General features: G+C 63.4%; 19 protein-coding genes. 7 read left to right on the forward strand and 12 right to left on the reverse strand.

Annotated elements, in window-relative coordinates:
• The first annotated feature begins 15 nt into the window (after positions 1-15).
• Together ACPWR9_RS00460 and ACPWR9_RS00465 are read left to right on the forward strand one after the other, a co-directional pair.
• Positions 16-786, forward strand: a complete 771-nt coding sequence (locus tag ACPWR9_RS00460) for a 5'-methylthioadenosine/adenosylhomocysteine nucleosidase (RefSeq protein ID WP_426312257.1) — start codon at positions 16-18, stop codon at positions 784-786.
• A gap of 143 nt (positions 787-929) precedes the next feature.
• Positions 930-1868 carry a hypothetical protein gene (locus tag ACPWR9_RS00465; protein WP_426312259.1) on the forward strand — a complete coding sequence of 313 codons (939 nt, stop codon included), beginning with the start codon at positions 930-932 and terminating at the stop codon, positions 1866-1868.
• A gap of 118 nt (positions 1869-1986) precedes the next feature.
• On the opposite strand, the gene ACPWR9_RS00470 is transcribed toward ACPWR9_RS00465, so the two are convergent.
• From ACPWR9_RS00470 to edd, 5 genes are all read right to left on the reverse strand, one after another.
• Positions 1987-3291 (reverse strand): THUMP domain-containing class I SAM-dependent RNA methyltransferase, encoded by a 1305-nt coding sequence (locus ACPWR9_RS00470; protein WP_426312261.1) that lies wholly within the window; start codon positions 3289-3291, stop codon positions 1987-1989.
• A gap of 49 nt (positions 3292-3340) precedes the next feature.
• Entirely contained in the window at positions 3341-3883 is a 543-nt protein-coding gene (locus ACPWR9_RS00475) for a gluconokinase (RefSeq protein WP_150680243.1), read from the reverse strand.
• A 70-nt stretch (positions 3884-3953) separates the two neighbouring features.
• Positions 3954-5309, reverse strand: coding sequence for a GntP family permease (locus ACPWR9_RS00480; protein ID WP_150680242.1), 1356 nt, complete (start codon positions 5307-5309; stop codon positions 3954-3956).
• Between the two features lie 91 nt (positions 5310-5400).
• Positions 5401-6027 carry a bifunctional 4-hydroxy-2-oxoglutarate aldolase/2-dehydro-3-deoxy-phosphogluconate aldolase gene (gene eda / locus ACPWR9_RS00485; RefSeq protein WP_426312262.1) on the reverse strand — a complete coding sequence of 209 codons (627 nt, stop codon included), beginning with the start codon at positions 6025-6027 and terminating at the stop codon, positions 5401-5403.
• Between the two features lie 54 nt (positions 6028-6081).
• The gene (gene edd, locus ACPWR9_RS00490) at positions 6082-7917 is read right to left on the reverse strand and encodes a phosphogluconate dehydratase (protein ID WP_426312263.1); all 1836 of its coding nucleotides are present in this window, start codon (positions 7915-7917) and stop codon (positions 6082-6084) included.
• Between the two features lie 303 nt (positions 7918-8220).
• On the opposite strand from edd, the gene ACPWR9_RS00495 reads away from it, so the two are divergent.
• Complete coding sequence (locus tag ACPWR9_RS00495) at positions 8221-9066, forward strand: MurR/RpiR family transcriptional regulator (RefSeq protein WP_426312265.1); 846 nt, start codon at positions 8221-8223, stop codon at positions 9064-9066.
• Positions 9067-9184: 118 nt separating this feature from the next.
• Here ACPWR9_RS00495 and ACPWR9_RS00500 read toward each other — a convergent pair whose 3' ends face one another.
• From ACPWR9_RS00500 to ACPWR9_RS00510, 3 genes are all read right to left on the reverse strand, one after another.
• Entirely contained in the window at positions 9185-10165 is a 981-nt protein-coding gene (locus ACPWR9_RS00500) for an NAD(P)-dependent oxidoreductase (protein ID WP_426312267.1), read from the reverse strand.
• A gap of 51 nt (positions 10166-10216) precedes the next feature.
• Positions 10217-10837, reverse strand: a complete 621-nt coding sequence (locus ACPWR9_RS00505) for a 2-hydroxychromene-2-carboxylate isomerase (RefSeq protein WP_426312269.1) — start codon at positions 10835-10837, stop codon at positions 10217-10219.
• A 106-nt stretch (positions 10838-10943) separates the two neighbouring features.
• Positions 10944-11360, reverse strand: a complete 417-nt coding sequence (locus tag ACPWR9_RS00510; RefSeq protein WP_426312271.1) for a CopD family protein — start codon at positions 11358-11360, stop codon at positions 10944-10946.
• A 222-nt stretch (positions 11361-11582) separates the two neighbouring features.
• On the opposite strand from ACPWR9_RS00510, the gene ruvC reads away from it, so the two are divergent.
• The 3 genes from ruvC (at position 11583) to ACPWR9_RS00525 (ending at position 14336) form a co-directional block, all read left to right on the forward strand.
• Positions 11583-12125, forward strand: coding sequence for a crossover junction endodeoxyribonuclease RuvC (gene ruvC / locus ACPWR9_RS00515; protein WP_426312272.1), 543 nt, complete (start codon positions 11583-11585; stop codon positions 12123-12125).
• Between the two features lie 27 nt (positions 12126-12152).
• Positions 12153-13226 (forward strand): Holliday junction branch migration DNA helicase RuvB, encoded by a 1074-nt coding sequence (ruvB, locus tag ACPWR9_RS00520; RefSeq protein WP_426312274.1) that lies wholly within the window; start codon positions 12153-12155, stop codon positions 13224-13226.
• A 123-nt stretch (positions 13227-13349) separates the two neighbouring features.
• A complete protein-coding gene (locus ACPWR9_RS00525; protein ID WP_426312275.1) occupies positions 13350-14336 on the forward strand; it encodes an oxygenase MpaB family protein in 987 nt (328 codons plus the stop codon).
• 19 nt (positions 14337-14355) lie between these two features.
• Here ACPWR9_RS00525 and ACPWR9_RS00530 read toward each other — a convergent pair whose 3' ends face one another.
• From ACPWR9_RS00530 to tyrS, 4 genes are all read right to left on the reverse strand, one after another.
• Entirely contained in the window at positions 14356-15066 is a 711-nt protein-coding gene (locus ACPWR9_RS00530) for a histidine phosphatase family protein (protein ID WP_426312276.1), read from the reverse strand.
• Positions 15063-15689: a YbhB/YbcL family Raf kinase inhibitor-like protein gene (locus tag ACPWR9_RS00535; RefSeq protein WP_426312278.1), complete on the reverse strand. Its 627-nt coding sequence runs from the start codon at positions 15687-15689 to the stop codon at positions 15063-15065. The genes ACPWR9_RS00530 and ACPWR9_RS00535 overlap by 4 nt, the downstream gene beginning before the upstream one ends.
• A gap of 81 nt (positions 15690-15770) precedes the next feature.
• Positions 15771-16238, reverse strand: a complete 468-nt coding sequence (dtd, locus tag ACPWR9_RS00540) for a D-aminoacyl-tRNA deacylase (protein ID WP_426312279.1) — start codon at positions 16236-16238, stop codon at positions 15771-15773.
• Between the two features lie 76 nt (positions 16239-16314).
• On the reverse strand, positions 16315-17559 hold the full coding sequence (gene tyrS, locus ACPWR9_RS00545; protein ID WP_426312280.1) for a tyrosine--tRNA ligase: 1245 nt from the start codon (positions 17557-17559) through the stop codon (positions 16315-16317).
• Between the two features lie 176 nt (positions 17560-17735).
• Between tyrS and ACPWR9_RS00550 the strand changes: the two genes are divergently transcribed.
• Positions 17736-19106: a M23 family metallopeptidase gene (locus ACPWR9_RS00550; protein WP_426312283.1), complete on the forward strand. Its 1371-nt coding sequence runs from the start codon at positions 17736-17738 to the stop codon at positions 19104-19106.
• Positions 19107-19207: the final 101 nt, after the last annotated feature.

Here is a 19207-nt window from a genome sequence, read left to right on the forward strand (position 1 = left end):
CTACGAAATCGCGCTATGACGTCTGGCCCGCTCGGCATCGTTGCCGCTCTGCACGAAGAAATCGCCGACTTGCTCGCCGAGATGGCACCCGGTGCCCGAGTCGAACACATCGGCATGCGCGACTATCACGTGGGCACGCTCCACGGACGAGACTGCGTGATCGTGCTCGCGCGCATCGGCAAAGTCGCCGCAGCCGCCACGACAACGGCCCTCATTCACCGCTTCGGCGTGAGTGAAATCGTCTTCACCGGACTGGCCGGCGGACTCGCCCATGGCCTCGCCGTCGGCGATATCGTCGTCGCCGACACGCTCGTGCAGCACGATCTCGACGCCAGCCCGCTCTTTCCCCGCTTTGAAGTGCCGTTGCTCGGCCGCGCGACGTTCGACACCGATGCGTCGTTGCGCGATGCACTCGCGCAGGCCGCGCGCGATTGGCTTTCGGAAGAGATGCCACATCACGTGGCGGAAGTTGTCCGAAGCGATCACGGCATGCGCGCCCCGCGCGTGCACATCGGACAAATCGCGAGCGGCGATCAGTTCATCAGCAGCGCGGCAGAAGTGGCACGCCTGCGCGAAGCCCTGCCGCTAACACTTGCCGTCGAAATGGAAGGCGCTGCCGTGGCGCAGGTTTGTCACGAGTACGGGGTGTCTTTCGCCATCATGCGCACGGTGTCCGATTCGGCGGATGACGAAGCGCACGTCGATTTCCCGCGCTTTCTGCGCGATGTCGCGAGCCACTACTCGCATGGTGTCATTCGCCGCTTCCTGACCTCAGCTCGGACGTAGCGGCAACGAAGCGTTCCCCCAAAGTCGGCATCGACACGGAGAACACGGGCCGGAGTCGACAAATCGCGGCGAAATATTAGAAAGTCCCATCTCCTTCATTCGAGAGAATCCGGTCTCTCGCGACCACTGAAGGAATATTTCTAATGAATCCGCATGCCCTCCCATCCCAAGCAGCCACGCCAGTCCTCGGACGCCTCGACACGAATGCTGCCGGGACGGTCTTTCAATGTCTCCCGCTAAAAGACCTAATCAGCGCACGTGCGGCCCAGTTCAACTGCGCGCAAACGCGCGACGCGATTAAGGCGACGGTGTTGGATCCGAATTCTGTCGCCGGCAAAGAGATCAGGGCTTACGTGGAACGTCACCCTGGAGCGAGTGAACTGACACGCAATGCATCGCAGCTGCGCGCGATATGCGAACTCGTCGTATCGAGAAACGACGAGATCACCGTCGACTTGCTGCGAGATACAGGATTGCCCGAAGCGCTTGCCAGCGATCTCAATCGCAGACTTCAGATTTGCGGGCCCGAATGGACCATCGCCAACCGGCTGGCAGCGTACCCAAGTATGGAAGCGTGGATCAAGACCGCGCTTGAGCGCGAAACACCTGCCGCGGCCAATGAAGACTTACTCACGCTGCGAATCCTCCAAACGTTTGGCTACAACGTGGCATTACCCTGGCAGTATGATCTCGGCACCCGACATGTCTTGCTCTGCGCCGACATCTACTCTCGCAACTATCACATTAACGACCTGATACACCTCGCGATACATCGTGATGAGGAAAGCAACCCCCGGCGCCTCATCGCGCGAAATGTGTGCGAGGCCATCATTAGCGCGCAGCATAAGGAAAATGGGGAGCTCTGGCCCAACTGGGTAAAGGTCGAGGATGAGTGGCAAGTTCGGGAAGACCCGTCGTCAAATGCCATCCGTACTCCCCATGCGGGTTGGAGCGTCGGTGCAACCCCCGATACCATGCGGTGGCTCCTCAATATGGACATGGCAGGTGCCATCATTCACGACAAGACGGAAACCAATCGCCGTCTGATCGCTAAAGAAATTGCGCAACTCCGACACCACTGAGCGCAAACGCCACCTAACACCGCACGTCCGTCACAGTGTCGCAGCGATATTGACGACGAAATGAAAACGACCGGCCAAAGGCCGGTCGTTTTCATTGGTCGATGCTACCCACCCGACTTCAGCTCTGCGGCGTCGTACCCTCGCCCTCCTGAGGACGCTTACGCACCGAGCCAGCGATCAGATCGAAGCGGAACAGACGGCATTCGAGCGCGCCGTTGAAGAGCGGCGTGCGGCGCGATTCGCGCAGACGCATCTGCCCCGGCAAGCTCATGTCGGCCGTCAGCAGGTAAGCGCTCCAACCCGTGAAGCGCTGCTTGAGCACGTCGCCGAAGGCCTTGAAGAACTGCGCATCGACGCCATCCGGCTGCACGCGCTGGAACTGACCACGTCCGCCCGACGACTCGAAATCACCCTCGTCACCTGCATCGCGCGGCGAACGGCGGCCACGCACTTCAATACGCTCGCCGTACGGCGGGTTCGCCACAATGATGCCCGGACGATCGACCGGCGGCGCCATGTCGCGGGCATCCACCTGCTTCAAACCCACATCGCCCACCCCGGCACGCTCCAGATTGGCGCGCGCTTTCACCAGCATGTCGCCCGAAATGTCGCTGCCGAAAATCGTCGACGGCACCCCACGCACGCGGGCATCGCGTTGAGCGTCCTGCGCTTGCACCTTGAGCGATTGCCAAGCGTTGATGTCGTAGCCCTTGAGCTTCTCGAAACCGAAGCGACGCGCCACACCGGCAGGCACGCCCAGTGCGATCTGTGCCGCTTCGGCGAGGAACGTGCCGCTACCGCACATCGGGTCGTACAGCACCAGGTCGGCGGCGGTATCCGTGCGCCAACCGGCCAGACGCAAAATGCCGGCGGCAAGGTTCTCGCGCAACGGCGCGGCACCCTTGTCCAGACGCCAGCCGCGCTTGAACAGCGCTTCGCCGGAAGTATCGAGATAAAGGGTTGCGTCGGTCGCCGTCAGGAACGCGAACACGCGCACATCCGGTTCGGACGTATCGATGTTCGGACGTGAGCCGGTCTTCTCACGCAGACGGTCGCACACGGCATCTTTGATGCGCAGCGTGACGAATTCGAGACTGCGCACCGGCGCCTTGATACCCGTGACGTCCACACGCAGGGTTTGCTGATAACCGAACCAGTCTTCCCAACGCTGCGAGAGCGCGAACGCGTAAATGTCTTGTTCGGTGCGGTAGCCCTGCTGTGCGATGCGCAGCAGCACACGGCTCGCGATGCGCGAATGCAGGTTAGCCGCCATGCCGGCCGCCCAGGGGCCTGCAAAGTGCACGCCGCCAGGCACCTGTTTGCCGACGGACAAGGGCGCGAGACGCCCGAGTTCAGCCAGTTCGGCGGCAAGCGCCTCTTCCAGTCCACGAGGACACGGCGCGAAAAATTCGAAGGAAGCCATAGCGATGCGTACGGCCGGCGCACAGGGCGCCGGCTGAGGGAATAAAGCGCTATTGTACGCGTGCCGGACCGGCCGGCGAGATTGGCGTGAGCAGCGCACCGCCCGGGCAGGCGGCGAGTTTGTGCAGCAACGTGTCGACAATCGCCTCGGGTGTCTCGCGAATGTCGATGATGAGCGCGTCGCGCGGCTCTTCAAGCGTATCGAACTGGCTTTGCAACAGTGCCGGATCGAAGAAATGCCCCGCGCGCGAGGCCAGACGCTCGCCGATCACCTCGGGCGCACCCTTCAAGTAGACGAACACGACGTCGCCGTCGTGCTCGCCCAGCACATCGCGATAGCGCGAACGCAACGCCGAGCACGCAAACACATGATGACGCCCCGCCACACGGCGCGCGACGATCGCCTCGCGAATCGCAGCGAGCCACGGCGCGCGGTCGCTATCGTTGAGCGCCTCGCCACGGCGCATCTTCTCGATGTTCGCGGCGCTGTGAAACGAATCTGCGTCGGAAAACCCGCAGCCCAGACGGTCGGCCAACATCTGCCCGACCGTGCTCTTGCCGCTGCCCGATACGCCCATTACCACGACGATCATGGCTCGTCTCCTTGTGACCGGCTGACTCGCGTCAGCGTGTTGCGGGTGTTGCGTGCCCTGCATAGTTACCTCACAGCACGCTGGCCAGGCCAAGCGTGAGCAGCAACGCCACCACCGAAATGATCGTCTCGCAAACCGTCCAGGTCTTGAACGTCTGCGGCACGGTCATGTTGAAGTATTCCTTAACCAGCCAGAAGCCGCCATCGTTCACGTGCGACAGAATCAGCGACCCTGCGCCCGTGGCGAGCACCATCAGCTCCGGCTTGACCGTTGCGCCCGCTGCGGCCGCAATCGGCGCCACGATACCGCAAGCCGTGGTCATCGCCACCGTGGCCGAGCCGGTTGCCACGCGAATGAGCGCCGCCACCAGCCAGCCGAGCAACAGCGGCGAGAGGCTGGCGTGCGTGGCCACGTCGACAATCGCCTTCGACACGCCGCCGTCCATCAGAATACGCCCGAAGCCGCCACCGGCACCCACCACGAGGGTAATCGTGGCAATCGGGGCCAGACACTCGTTGGTGAACTTCAGAATCTGATCGCGGTTAAAGCCGCGCTGCTTGCCGAACGTGAAGAAGCTCACGAGCGTGGCGATGAGCAGTGCCATCACCGAATTGCCGATCAGGCGCAGGAAATCGTTCGCGAACGTCTTCGGGGCGAAGAACAAGTCGGCCCAGCTACCGATCAGCATCAGAATGACCGGCAACAGAATCGTGAACAGGGTGATACCGAAGCCCGGCAACTCGCTCATCGGACGGTCTTCGTCGACGAACTGCGCCAGCAGCGGGTTATCCGGGTTCGGCACGACGTGGCGCGCCATCAGCTTGGCGAACAGCGGGCCCGCGATGGCAGCCGTCGGAATACCGACGATCAGCGCGTACATGATGGTGTGGCCGATGTCCGCGTTATAGGCGGTCACGGCGAGCAACGCGGCCGGGTGCGGCGGAATCAGACCGTGCACGACCGACAAGCCCGCGACCATCGGAATACCCACCAGCACCATCGACGTCCCGGTGCGCTTGGCGACGTTGAACGCAATCGGAATCAACAGCACGAAGCCGACTTCAAAGAACACCGGCAAGCCAACGATGAACGCGATCACGACCATCGCCCAATGCACGTTCTTCTCGCCGAAGAAGCCAATGAGCGTGCGCGCAATGCGCTCGGCCCCGCCGGACTCGGCCATCATCTTGCCGAGCATCGTCCCTAAGCCCACCACCAGCGCAATGTGGCCGAGCGTGTTGCCCACGCCGGTCTCGAACGCCTTGACGATGCCGCCCATCGGCATACCCACCGCCAGCCCCAGCACGAGCGAGACGACGATCAGGGTAATGAACGGGTTCAGTTTGAATTTCGCGATCAGTACGATCAGCGCAATTACCGCGACAAGCGCGTACACCAGCAGCAAGTTACCTTGCACCGCGGCCATGGGGGTCTCCTCGATTGGCTAGATGGGCGGCTGCCCGTGGGGCTAACGCCCCGATTGTTGGAATCCTGTTATTCAGTCAACCACGCTTCAGTCAACCACGCGGCAGCGCGCTCGCCGCACGGGCCAGACGGGTGATGCCGTCCCAGTCCTGCGCGTCGACCAGCGCCTTGGGCGTGAGCCACGAACCGCCCACGCACACCACATTCGGTTGCGCCAGATACGACGGTGCCGACTCGGCGCTGATGCCGCCCGTCGGGCAGAAGCGCACATGGCGGAACGGGCCGTACAGCGCCTTGAGCATCGGCACGCCACCCGAGGGCTCGGCCGGGAAGAACTTCACGGTTTCGTAGCCATCGGCCAGCGCCGCGAGAATGTCGGAAGGCGTGACCACGCCCGGCAGCAACGGCAGACCGGCGGCTTTCGCGGCGGCACCGAGGGCGGGCGTGTAGCCCGGCGACACGCCAAAGCGCGCACCGGCGGCCACGGCTTGCGCCATCTCTTCGGGGCGCGTGAGCGTGCCCACGCCGACGATCAGTTCGTCCGACAGGCTGGCCACGTGCTTGATGACGTCCATCGCAGCTGGCGTGCGCAGCGTGATTTCGAGGACTCGCACCCCACCCGCGAGCAACGCGCGAGCGACGTTTTCGCCCTGCGCCACGTCGTCGAACTGGAGCACCGGTACCACGGGACCGGCACGAACGATGTCATTGATATCCATTGCGTTTTCCTTGAAGTCAGCGGCGCGGCCTGCGCACCGCTCGAGCCATTGCGCTCAAACAGATCCGAAGAACACGGAAGCACCCGCTTCCGCCGCGCCGACAGCGGCGCGCATGTGGCCGAACAGCAAGCGGCCGGTGTCGTCACCCGACGCAGGCACCGGTGCGATCTCGCGCGCGGCCCACACGTCGGGGCTTACTTCGGCATGCAACATGCCAGACCCGGCGTCGAGCACGATCAGATCGCCGTCGCACACGCGGGCGAGCGGGCCGCCACCGGCAGCCTCCGGCGAGACGTGGATCACCGCCGGCACCTTGCCCGACGCGCCCGACATCCGGCCATCGGTCACCAATGCCACGGCAAAGCCTTCGTCCTGCAAAGCCCCGAGCAGCGGCGTCAAACGATGCAATTCGGGCATGCCGTTCGCGCGCGGCCCCTGACCACGCAGCACCACCACCACGTCGCGATGCAGTTCACCGGCATCGAACGCAGCCTTGACCGCTTCCTGCGAAGTAAATACGCGAGCCGTTGCGGCCACACGCCGATGTTCCGGCTTGACCGCCGACACCTTGATGACACCGCGGCCCAGATTGCCATGCATGAGGCGCAGTCCGCCGTCAGGGGCGAACGGCTCGGCGTGGCCACGCAATACGTCACGATCACCACTGTAGGCGCTACCGTCGCGCCATGCCAGCCCCTGCGCCGAGAGCCACGGCTCCTGGCGATAGCGCGACAAGCCCGGACCGGCTACGGTCTGGACGTCTTCATGCAGAAGCCCCGCGTCGAGCAACTCGCCGATCAGGAAGCCCATGCCGCCTGCCGCGTGGAAATGATTCACGTCGGCCTTGCCGTTCGGGTACACACGGGCGAGCAGCGGCACCACGGCCGAGAGCGCATCGAAATCGTCCCAGTCGATCACCACGCCTGCCGCGCGCGCCATCGCCACCAGGTGCAGCGTGTGATTGGTCGAGCCGCCCGTCGCGAGCAAGCCGACGATGCCGTTGACCACTGCGCGCTCGTCGACCACGTGACCGATAGGCGTGTACTCGGCGGTATCGGCGCCGATGGCCAGCACGCGGGCCAGCGCCGCTTCAGTGAGCGCGTCGCGCAGCGGCATGTGCGGGTGCACGAAAGCGGCGCCCGGCAGATGCAGACCCATCACTTCCATGAGCAATTGATTGCTGTTGGCCGTGCCGTAGAACGTGCAGGTGCCCGCGCCGTGGTAAGCCTGCGACTCGGCTTCGAGCAGCGCGTCGCGACCGACTTTGCCGGTGGCGTACAACTGGCGAATACGGGCTTTCTCGTCGTTCGACAGGCCGCTGGCCATTGGTCCTGCGGGCACGAAAATCGTCGGCAGATGACCGAACTGAAGCGCGCCGATCACCAGCCCCGGCACGATCTTGTCGCACACGCCGAGCATGAGTGCCGCGTCGAACATGTTGTGCGAGAGCGCCACAGCGGTGCTCATCGCGATGATTTCGCGCGAGAACAGCGACAACTCCATACCGGCGTTGCCCTGCGTCACGCCATCGCACATGGCGGGCACGCCACCGGCCACTTGCGCCGTCGCGCCCAGCTTGCGGGCGGCTTCGCGCAGGCGGGCCGGGTATTGCTCGTAAGGCTGGTGCGCCGAGAGCATGTCGTTGTATGCCGTGACGATGCCCACGTTCGGGCGACGCTGCTCGCGCAGCATCAGCTTGTCGTTGGCGGGCATGGCGGCAAAACCATGGGCGAGGTTGGCGCACGAGAGCGCGCCGCGCTGCGGGAAGCTGCCACGGCTGGCCTCGATGCGCGCAAGGTAGGCCGAGCGCGTGTCGCGGCTACGCGTGGCAATGCGCGCGGTGACCGCCATCAGGGTCGGGTGCAGGGACTTGGTTTGCTCAGACGTCATGCCGGCTCGGCTTGAATTGGGTGCGCCCAGGCTGGGCACGATTGGGAGCGGAGTTTAGTAGAAATTCTACATCCCATCAATCAAAAGCCATCGGCATACGGGGTTTTACTGAGTGTTTTCCATGAGTTACGCCAATTATTACCGTATTGAGAAACCTATCACCGCCATATGAAATGCTATATTTTTGTAGTTTTTGTACATTCCCATCGTTTCCGCGCTGACTGAATCGCCGGGGAAGCCATGCAGCGCGGGCCGTAGCCGATGCTATAGTGGGCGACTGCTTATGTGGGTTGCTGCCTTGCCATGCTGAACCGAATCGAAGCCACACTGACTCAATTGCGCCCTTCAGAGCGCAAACTCGCCACCTACGTGCTGGACGCGCCGCGTGAAGTTGTCGATTTATCGATGAACGAACTGGCCGAGCGCGCCAACGTCAGTCAGCCGACCATTGCCCGTTTTTGTCAGGCCGTCGGATGCAGCGGGTATCGGGAATTCAAGATTCGGCTCGCACAAGGCATTGCGCAGGGTGTGCCGTTCGTGCATCGCGACGTGCGTCCCGACGAACCGGTGCCGGGCATTGCCAGCAAGGTGCTCGATCGCACGATCGGCAGCCTCATGCAAGTGCGCAATAACCTCTCGCCCGACAGTATTGGCCAAGCCATCGATCTGCTGGCGAATGCGCGCCGCATCGAGTTCTATGGCGCGGGCGCGTCGGGTATCGCCGCACAGGACATGCAGCACAAGTTCTTCCGGCTCGGCGTTCCGGCGGTGGCTTACAGCGACCCGCATGTATATGGAATGTCCGCCGCGCTGCTACGCGAAGGCGATGTGGTGATCGCGATTTCTAACACCGGACGCACACAGGATCTGCTCGAAGCCGCGCAACTCGCGCGCGCAGCGGGCGCAACGGTGATTGCCATCACGCACAGCAATTCGCCGCTGGCGCGGCTCGCGAGTGTGGCGCTGTTCGCCGATGTGGACGAAGACACCGATGTCTACTCGCCGCTGACTTCACGCATTGCGCATTTGGCCATTGGCGACGTGCTGGCAGTGGGGATGGCGCTGCGTCTGGGCGATCGTCTACCCGCGCAGCTTGCCCGTGCGAAGGAAGTCATCAACCGTCGCCGTACCGCTAGCGAAGAGCGATAAATAAACTGGCCGCACGACGACAGGAACACGAAGGGGCGCCGAGAGCGCCCCTTTCACATTGCGACGCGCGGATGCCGAAGCGGTCTTTGCCTCTGCGCCCGCGCGCTAAAACGTCTCACTACCCCCGCTTTGCGTCCGGATTCACCGCGTTTTGCAGCGGTTTTCCGGTCAGCGCAGCGATCAGATTATCGGCAGCGCATGACGCCATCGCGTGACGCGTTTCGTGCGTCGCCGACCCGATGTGCGGCAGCGCCACCACGTTCTTCATCTTGAGCAGCGGTGAATCGACCGACACCGGTTCGCGCTCGAAAACGTCGAGGCCTGCCGCGCGCAAATGGCCCGACGCCAGCGACTCGATCAACGCAGCTTCGTCGATTACTTTGCCGCGCGCCGCGTTGATGAAAATGGCACCCGGCTTCATCTGCGCAAATTCCTTCGCACCGATCAGGCGCTCGGTTGCGGGCGACAGCGGCACCAGCGTCACGACGAAATCCGACTGTGCCAGCAAGTCCGGCAGCGCACGATGCTGTGCACCGTAAGCCGCTTCCGCCGCCTCGTTGCGCGAACGATTGCTGTACAGCACCTTCATACCGAAGCCGAGCGCTGCACGACGCGCCACCGCACCGCCGATACGCCCCATGCCCACGATGCCGAGCGTTTTGCCCTGCACGTCGGTGCCGAAATATGCCTCGCCGAGACTGCCCTTCCAACCACCCGCTTTCACCAACTCAGCCAGCTCGACCACGCGACGTGCGCTCGCGAGAATCAGCGAGAAAACGGTATCGGCCGTGGTTTCGGTGAGTACGTCGGGCGTGTTCATCAGCACGACGCCGCGACGCGTGAAATCAGGCACATCGAACTGGTCGTAGCCCACCGAGATGGTGGCCCACGCATGCAGCTTGGGTGCCGCGTCGAGCAGCTCAGGCGTGACATTCACGCCCACACCGATAGCGCCGTCGGCACGACCGAGCGCCGCCGTGAACGCCGCGCGATTGCCGTCGTTCACACCGTCGAATTCATGCAGTTCGAAATGCTCAGCCAGACGCGCGCGCACGTCGGCGGGCACGGTCTTGTACAACACAACTTCCGGACGACTCATCCTAATGACTCCCTGCGAAGGCTCAGTGGGTGTTCTGTTGACGCTTTGCCATCAGTCTTGCTTGGCGCGCGCGAGGGCGAACGCGCGCTCGAGAAAGTCGAGGCGGTCCTGCCCCCAGTACGGCTCGCCTTCAAACACGAACCAGGGCACGCCGTACACCCCCGCTGACATCGCGTCTTCGGTATTCGCGTCGAACGCGGCTTGCACGCTCGCGCCTTGCGAAGCCGTGAGCAACGACTTGCCGTCGAGCGACAGGTCATTGGCGATGGCCAACAGCGTGTCATCGTCGGCGATGTTGCGCTCTTGCGTCCAGAGTGCGGTCGAGATCGCGCCCGAGAGGTCGAGTGCTTTTGCCGTGCCGTGCGCGAGTTGCGTGGCGATGATCAGGCGCGCGGCCGGGTCGCCCGCCACCGGGAAGAATTTCGGCTGCGGATTGAGCGGCAGGTCGAGAAACTTCGACCAGCGCGCCAGTTCCACCAGGCGATATGCCTGACGCTGCGGCGTGCGCTTCGCGAGCGGCAAGCCACCCGAGACGGCGAACACACGGCCCAGATCGATGGGCTTGAGCTGAACCTGCACGTCGTAGCGGCGTACCAGTTCGAGGAACCGCGCGTGGCCCATATACACATAGGGCGACGGCGGGGCGAGATAGTAATCGCAGGGCAGGCTCACGGCAGGCTCCTCTCGGTTCTCGATAGATGTCTGAATTGATGCGGTGCGTGTGCGACGCGGTGTTGTTATCGATGCAAATCGTTCGTGCGATTTGTCTGTGACCGTGTCAGAACGGCTTGACGACCGCGAGAATCACGGCGGCGAGCAGCCCGAGCACAGGGAATTCGTTGAAATAGCGATACCAGCGGTGCGAATGCGTGTTTTGGCCGGTCTCGAACTTGCGCAGCAAACGGCCGCACGCATGGTGATAACCGAGCAGCAGCACGACGATCAGCAGCTTCGCGTGCAGCCAGCCGCTCTGGCGGCCGATGCCGTAGTACAGCCACAGCACCAGTCCGAAGGCGAGCGCGGGCACGGCGAGTATCGTCATGAAGCGGTACAGCTTGCGCGCCATGAGCAGCAGACGCTGCGTGGCGTTCGGATCGGTCTCCATCGCGAGATTGACGAAGATACGCGGCAGATAGAACAGACCCGCGAACCATGAGGCAATGAAAACGATGTGAAACGCTTTGATCCAGAGCATTGGGGGCAGGCGGCCGCGGGCGGGCCATCGAATATTTTGAACAGCAAGCAATGTACAACAATCCGGTGGCTCGCGAGGGGCGGCATCCCGTGCCGACGGCGCGCTGGCATGCGGCAAATCGACGCGACGCCCCCACTCGGCTGTGCCAGAATACAGGCCATATCGGCTCTCAACGCCGTTTTACCCCGCTCGGCGCCCCGCGCGCCAGCCACTGGCCCCTGCATGAGAATTCTTGGTATCGACCCCGGCCTGCGCGTCACCGGCTTCGGCGTGCTCGAAAAGCACGGCAACCGTCTGCAATACGTGACGAGTGGCGTCATCCGCTCCGGCGAAGGCACGCTGTCCGCACGCCTGCGCATCATCTTCGAGAGCGTGTCGGAACTGGTCGCCACCTATCGACCCGATCAAGCCGCCGTTGAAAAAGTCTTCGTCAATGTGAACCCGCAATCGACGCTGCTGCTTGGGCAAGCGCGCGGCGCGGCCATCACGGCGCTGTCGGTCGGCGGACTGGAAGTCTTCGAATACACCCCGTCGCAACTCAAACAAGCCGTGGTCGGCACGGGCCGCGCACGTAAAGAACAGGTGCAGGACATGGTGACCCGCCTGCTCGCGCTGACCGGCACGCCGGGCACCGACGCGTCCGATGCGTTGGGCGTGGCGATCTGCCACGCGCACTGCGGCGAAACCTTCGCAGCGCTGGCCGATGTGTCGCAAGCACTGACAGGTAAAGCGATGCGCGTGCGACGTGGCCGGCTGGTCGGCTGACGACGCCCGAAGCGCTACAATGCTGCCATGATCGAAACCGACAAACTCGCCGCCGAGCGCATCATTGCGCCGACACCGGCCTCGCCCAACGAAGAAGCCTTCGAGCGCGCGCTGCGCCCCAAGCTGCTCGACGAATACGTCGGCCAGCGCAAGGTGCGCGGCCAGTTGGAAATCTTCATCGAGGCGGCCCGCAAGCGCGCCGAGCCGCTCGACCACGTGCTGCTCTTCGGCCCGCCGGGTCTGGGCAAGACCACCCTCGCGCACATCATCGCGCGCGAAATGGGCGTGCATCTTCGCCAGACGTCGGGCCCGGTGCTCGAACGTCCGGGCGACCTCGCCGCCCTGCTCACCAATCTCGAAGCCAACGATGTGCTGTTCATCGACGAAATTCACCGGCTCTCGCCGGTCGTCGAAGAAATTCTGTATCCGGCGCTCGAGGACTATCAGATCGACATCATGATCGGTGAAGGGCCGGCGGCGCGCAGCGTCAAGCTCGACCTGCAACCGTTCACGCTGGTCGGTGCGACCACCCGCGCGGGCATGCTGACCAACCCGCTGCGCGATCGCTTCGGCATCGTGGCACGTCTGGAGTTTTATTCGGCTGACGAACTGGCGGGTATCGTGCGCCGTTCTGCCGGGCTGTTGGGCGCGGTGATCGCCGACGACGGTGCGTTCGAAATTGCCCGCCGTGCGCGTGGCACGCCGCGTATCGCCAACCGTTTGCTGCGCCGCGTGCGCGACTACGCCGAGGTGCGTGCCGACGGCCGCATTACGGCAGCCGTGGCCGACGCTGCGCTATCGATGCTTGATGTCGACGCGGTCGGCCTCGACGTGATGGACCGCAAGCTGCTCGAAGCCGTGTTGCACAAGTTCGACGGCGGGCCGGTCGGCGTCGACAATCTGGCCGCCGCCATCGGCGAAGAGCGCGACACCATCGAAGACGTCATTGAGCCGTATCTGATTCAGCAGGGCTTCCTGCAACGCACGCCGCGCGGCCGTGTCGCAACGCTGGCCGCCTATCGCCACTTCGGGCTGTCGGCCCCGGGCAGCGCGCCGGAAAGCGGCTCGCTCTGGTCGCCCGACGCCCCGGGTGGGAATTGACGGCGGCGGTCATTACCGCCGCTCGCTAACGCCCGGCACCACGATCATGTCGGCTCACGTCAGCCCTCGCATCAGTCTCTGTGAAGCCGCATCGCCGCGGCATTCAGCCGGAGCTCGTCACGAATGAGCGCACCGGACGATCTCCCTACCCCGCCGCCGAAAACCCCGCTTCAGCCCGCTGGCCCCGTCGTGGGCCTGTCGGGCCGCGTGCGGCACGCGATCGCCATGCGGCTCGTGAGTCTCACCTCCGGCCCCGGCGCACCACGCCTGAACTACGACACGCCTAACGGCGACCCCGGTCTCTTCGGCCCGGACGCCGCGTGCTGGCACGTGCACGGCGACTTCACGTCGATGATGATCGGCGGCATCAGTGCGCTGCTCATGCAGTCACTGCATCCGCTCGCGATGGCGGGTGTTTGGGATCACTCAAGCTTTCGGCAGGACGTGATCGGCCGCCTGCGCCGCACGGCGACCTTCATCGGTGGCACCACATTCGGCAATACAGCCGATGCCGAGGCATTGCTCGATCGCGTGCGACGCATCCATCTTCAAGTCAAAGGTACAGCGCCCGACGGGAGACCCTACGCCGCATACGATCCCGATTTGCTCACGTGGGTGCATGTCGCAGAGACATCGAGTTTTCTGCGCAGCTATCTGGTCTACAAGAACCCCGCGTTCCCGCGCAGCGAACAAGATCGCTATTACGCGGAGGTTGCGCGCATTGCGATTGCCTTGGGGGCACGCGACGTGCCGACGAGCGTTGATGAGATCGAAAAGTATTTCGCCGCGATTCGCCCCGAATTAGCCACGAGCGAACGCACGGACGAAGTGGTGCGCGTGCTGCGCAACTTGCCGTCGCCGTTTGCAGGCGCGCGCGTTTTCGGGGGACTGTTGTTTCGGGCGGGGGTCGATTTGCTGCCCGATTGGGCGCAAGGAATGCTCGGCTTCGAAGAAGGCGCGATCATGCGCCGCCTGACGGTGAGACCGGCCGTGCGTCACACGGCGCAAGTCGCGCGCTGGGCGATGCGCAACAGCGTCGCGCATCGGGCTCGACGGCGTGCGCTGGCGACACCGGATGTCGTCTCGCACGCGCCGTCGATGGAGCGGTAATCAGGCGAACCGCCCCACATCAAACCACCCGCGGATCCACTCGATCTGACGCATTCCCTTCTGCTGGCTTGTCGTTGATCTCGTCACGCACAGCGTCGTCCAAGTGCGTGACATCCCCCCAACTCAGTACGTGCCAATGCTCGCCATCGAACGCGATGCGGTTCACGCTCGCGTTCAGCAGCGGGTATGCACGTGGTGCCGACAAATCGAGCCCCGTCGCCAGCCGATAACAGCAATCGAGCACGCCGCCGTGTGCAACGAGCGCGAGATGCTGCCCGGCATGATCGCGCAGCAACTGCGCGATGAACCCGGTAATACGCGTGTAGAACGCACGCGTCGACTCGCCACCCGGGATCGTGAAATCCGGATCGCGGGTTTGCCAGCGGACATAGTCCTCGGGAAACTGCGCCTGAATCTCATCGGGCGAGCGCGTCTCGAAGACGCCGTAGTGCCGCTCGCGAAGATTCGCAGTGCGCACTAGCGGCAAGCCACAGGCCTGCGCCACCGGTTCAGCGGTCTGCACAGCGCGCTGCAAATCGCTCGTGAGCACCTGATCGAACACATGTCCCTGTGCTGCGACTTCACGCGCGATGCGCGCGCCAAGTCGCACGGCCTGATGCTCACCTTCGGCGGAAAGGGGAATGTCGGTGTGTCCCTGAATGCGCTTGATGCGGTTCCAATCGGTCTCGCCGTGGCGAATCAGGGTCAGCGTCGTTGTCTTGCCAGTCATTCTGCCTTCGGATTCAGCGTGTAGGTGCCGGTAACGCTCGCCTTGCCGAGCACGTGCGGTTCGATCGCCTTCATCACATCATCGCCACCAAAGCGGCCATCGAGCGGCACGCGCGCAACATCGAGGGCATACACGGTGAAGTGATAGTGGTGAACGATCGTGTCGTTCCACGGCGGGCACGGGCCGTCATAGCCGTAGTAGTCGCCCTTCATGCTGTCGTCGCCAGCAAACCACGCGGTGTAGTCGTTAATGCCGTGACGCATGCCGTCGAGCGCATCCGGGCCGAACTTGCCGCGCGGCGTGACGTGATTGCTATGGCTGGCAGCGGGAATTTCGTTGATCGATGCCGGGACGTCGACCAGCACCCAGTGATAGAAATCGACGCGCGGCAGGTCCGCCGGCACTTCGCGGCCTTCCTTGTTGACGTCGTCGCCTTGGCTCGGCACGTCGCTGTCGGTGCAAATCACGACAAACGAGCGCGTACCAGCAGGCACGTCGGACCAGGCCAGATGCGGATTCTTGTTTTGCGACAGCGCCACATGCGACTGCGCGTCGGGCTTGCCGAACGCGAACTGTTCATCTATCGCCGCATTGTCGGCGAACGAGTCACTCCAGACTTTCATCAGCTTCTCCCTTGCGATGTCATTTCAAAACCCAACGACGGTATCACACCGTCGCGTATCGCGTGAGATGCCGAGTCTGATTTACGCGTTGTCGGGACGCGTTTGCAGCCAGAACGTGACCGGACCGTCGTTGACGAGCGAAACGCGCATATGCGCACCGAACTCGCCCGTCTCGACGATCGCGTGGCGCGAGCGCGCCTGTGCGACGAAATGATCGAACAACCGCTTGCCGTCCGCCGGACTCGCCGCAGGCGTGAAGCTCGGGCGCGTGCCGCTGTTGGTGTCGGCCGCGAGTGTGAATTGCGAGACGAGCAACAGCCCGCCCGCTTGGCCGTTGCCATCGAGACTGCTCACGCTGCGGTTCATCTTGCCTGCCTCGTCGGAGAAGACACGGTAGCCAAGCAACTTGGTGAGCAGTTTGTCCGCACTCGCTTCGGTGTCGCCGCGCTCGGCACATACCAGCGCCAGTAGGCCCGGGCCGATGGCGCCCACGGTGCGGCCATCGACGGTCACCGCGGCTTCCAGTACACGTTGAATGAGCGCGATCATGCGTGGCTACCTAGCGGCGAAACCCGCGAAACCGGCGCAACCGACGACACCAGAAAATAGCGACGCGAAGGCACCATTACGCGAGCGTGACGCGAGCGAAGCGGCGCTTGCCGACTTGCACCACGTAGGTGCCAGCCTCGATCTTCGCACCCTTGTCGGACACCACTTCGCCATCGATGCGCACACCGCCTTGCTCGATGTTGCGGTTGGCTTCCGAGGTCGATGGCACGAGACCCGCCTGCTTGAGCAATTGCGCGATCCCCAACGGTGCACCGTCGAGCGAGACTTCCGGAATATCGTCCGGCACACCGCCCTTGGCGCGTGCGTTGAAGTCTTCGAGCGCGCGCTCGGCGTCGGCTTGCGAGTGGAAGCGTGCGACGATTTCCTGCGCGAGCAGCACTTTCACATCGCGCGGGTTACGCCCGCCGTCGACGTCCTGCTTCAGTTGAGCAATCTCTTCGAGCGTGCGGAACGACAGCAGCTCGTAGTAGCGCCACATCAAGTCGTCGGAGATGCTCATCAGCTTGCCAAACATCTCGCTCGGCTTCTCGCTGATACCGATGTAGTTGCCCTTGGACTTCGACATCTTCTCGACGCCGTCGAGCCCCACGAGCAGCGGCATCGTCAGAATGCACTGCGGCTCCTGACCATATTGCTTTTGCAGCTCGCGGCCCACCAGCAGGTTGAACTTCTGGTCGGTGCCGCCCAGCTCAAGATCCGACTCCAGCGCCACCGAGTCGTAGCCCTGCATCAGCGGGTAGAGGAATTCATGAATCGCGATCGGCACGCCACCTTGGAACCGCTTGGTGAAGTCTTCACGCTCGAGCATGCGCGCCATGGTGTAGCGCGACGCGAGCTTGATCATGCCGTCGGCACCCAGCTTCATCGACCACTCGCTGTTGTAGCGAATTTCGGTCTTGCTGCGATCGAGCACCAGCGCGGCCTGCTCGAAATAGGTCTTGGCATTCGCCTCGATCTGTTCGCGCGTGAGCGGCGGGCGCGTGCTGTTACGGCCCGACGGGTCGCCGATCAGCGAAGTGAAGTCGCCGATCAGGAAAATGACCGTATGCCCCAGGTCCTGCAACTGGCGCATCTTGTTGAGCACCACCGTGTGGCCGATGTGGATGTCGGGTGCGGTCGGGTCCAGACCCAGCTTGATGCGCAGCGGCTTGCCGGTGGCTTCGCTACGGGCCAGTTTCTGGAGGAACTCCTCCTCCACCAGCAGCTCGTCGCAGCCGCGCTTGGCGATCGCCATAGCGGCCCGCGTGGCGTCAGTCACTGGGTACGTCTTTTCCGGGGTGAGTGTGTGTTCACTTGTCATAACTTCTATGTCCAGACTGCGTTGGGATTTCCCCCAACGCAAGAGATGTTGGCGCGTCTGCTATAATCGCCGCTCAATTCTCGGCTCGGGCCAAGGCGCCGCCGGGTTGCCGGAAGGCAATTCGAAGCGTGTCGCTCCGCCCGGGCTTTTTCGTAAGTTGCGCAGAATTTTACGTGATGTGGCCAAAACTCCGTGATTTTTTTGCGCGTGAACTGCTGACCCTGATCGATCCCACGCAGCCGAAGCACCGTCGCAGAAAGGTGCAAATCGTGGCGACGGTCGGTTCGGCCCTGACGTTGGGAATGGTGACCGCATTCGGCGTGGCCCCCATGGTGCCGGACTCGGCACGCAATGGTGCGAGCATCACGCTGCCACTCACCTTCCCCGATCTGGCCCGACAAATCCAGCAGCTCGACGCGCAACCTCAGACCTTCATCCATCAAGTGGCGCTTCGGCGCGGCGAGACGCTTGGCGACATGCTGTCACGGCTGTCGATTCAAGACCCCGCTGCCGAGCGCTTCATCCGCGAGAATGCCGTTGCACGGCGTCTCATCGGCGTGCCCGCCGGTCAGGTCGTTCAGGCCGAAACCGACGACGACGGCAAGCTCGTCACGCTCTCCACCGTTCTCTCGACCGGCACGGCCAATGGTCAGCAGCTCGTGATCGAGCGCAACGACAGCGGCAAGCTGCGCGCGCGTATCGATCAACTGGCGAGCGACACCGAATGGGCCATGCGCTCGGGCGCCATCGCGGGTAACTTCTTCACGGCCATGGACGACGCGGGCGTGCCCGATGCGGTCGTCGCGCAGATGGTCAACATCTTTTCCGGTGTGATCAACTTCCAGCGCGACGTGCGCCGTGGCGATCGCTTCCGGCTCGTGTACGAAGTGGTCAAGCAACAAGACCGCACCGTGCGCACCGGCCGCATTCTCGCCATCGAGTTCATCAATCAGGGCAAGACGCATCAAGCGATCTGGTACGCCGACCCGCAAGGCTCGGCAGAAGGTGCGTATTACGGCTTCGACGGTCGCAATCTCAAGCAGGCGTTCTTGCGCACCCCGGTGGAGTTTTCGCGTATCTCGTCGGCATTCGGCGGTCGCGAGCACCCGTTCCAGCACAAGTGGAAGAAGCACGAAGGCGTGGATCTGGCGGCCCCTGTCGGCACGCGCGTGTTTGCCGCGGGCGACGGCGTGGTGAAGTTTGTCGGTACGCAAAACGGTTATGGCAATCTCATCGAGATCAACCATGCTGGTGACTACCAGACGCGCTACGCCCACCTGTCGGGCTTCAGCTCCGGCCTGAAACAGGGTGCCCGCGTGACGCAGGGTCAGGTGATCGGCTTCGTCGGCCAGACCGGCTGGGCGACCGGCCCGCACCTGCATTACGAACTGCGCTACAAGAACGTGCCGCGCAATCCGTTCGCCACCGATGTGGCCGCTGTCGCACCGCTTTCGGGCCCGCGCCTGAAGCTGTTCGACATGTACGCTGAGAACCTTCTCAAACGTATCGATCTGATGCGCACCGTGCAGGTCGCCGAGCGCGATTAAGGTATGCTGGAGGCCGCACCGTGCGGTGGTGGCGTGCAATATTTCCGAATATGCACGCCCTGCCGACCGGTGTGAAACATCCTCCAGCTTTCCTTGAACGT

Origin of the sequence: Pandoraea pneumonica (assembly GCF_049918595.1) — a bacterium.
Taxonomy (GTDB): domain Bacteria; phylum Pseudomonadota; class Gammaproteobacteria; order Burkholderiales; family Burkholderiaceae; genus Pandoraea; species Pandoraea pneumonica_A.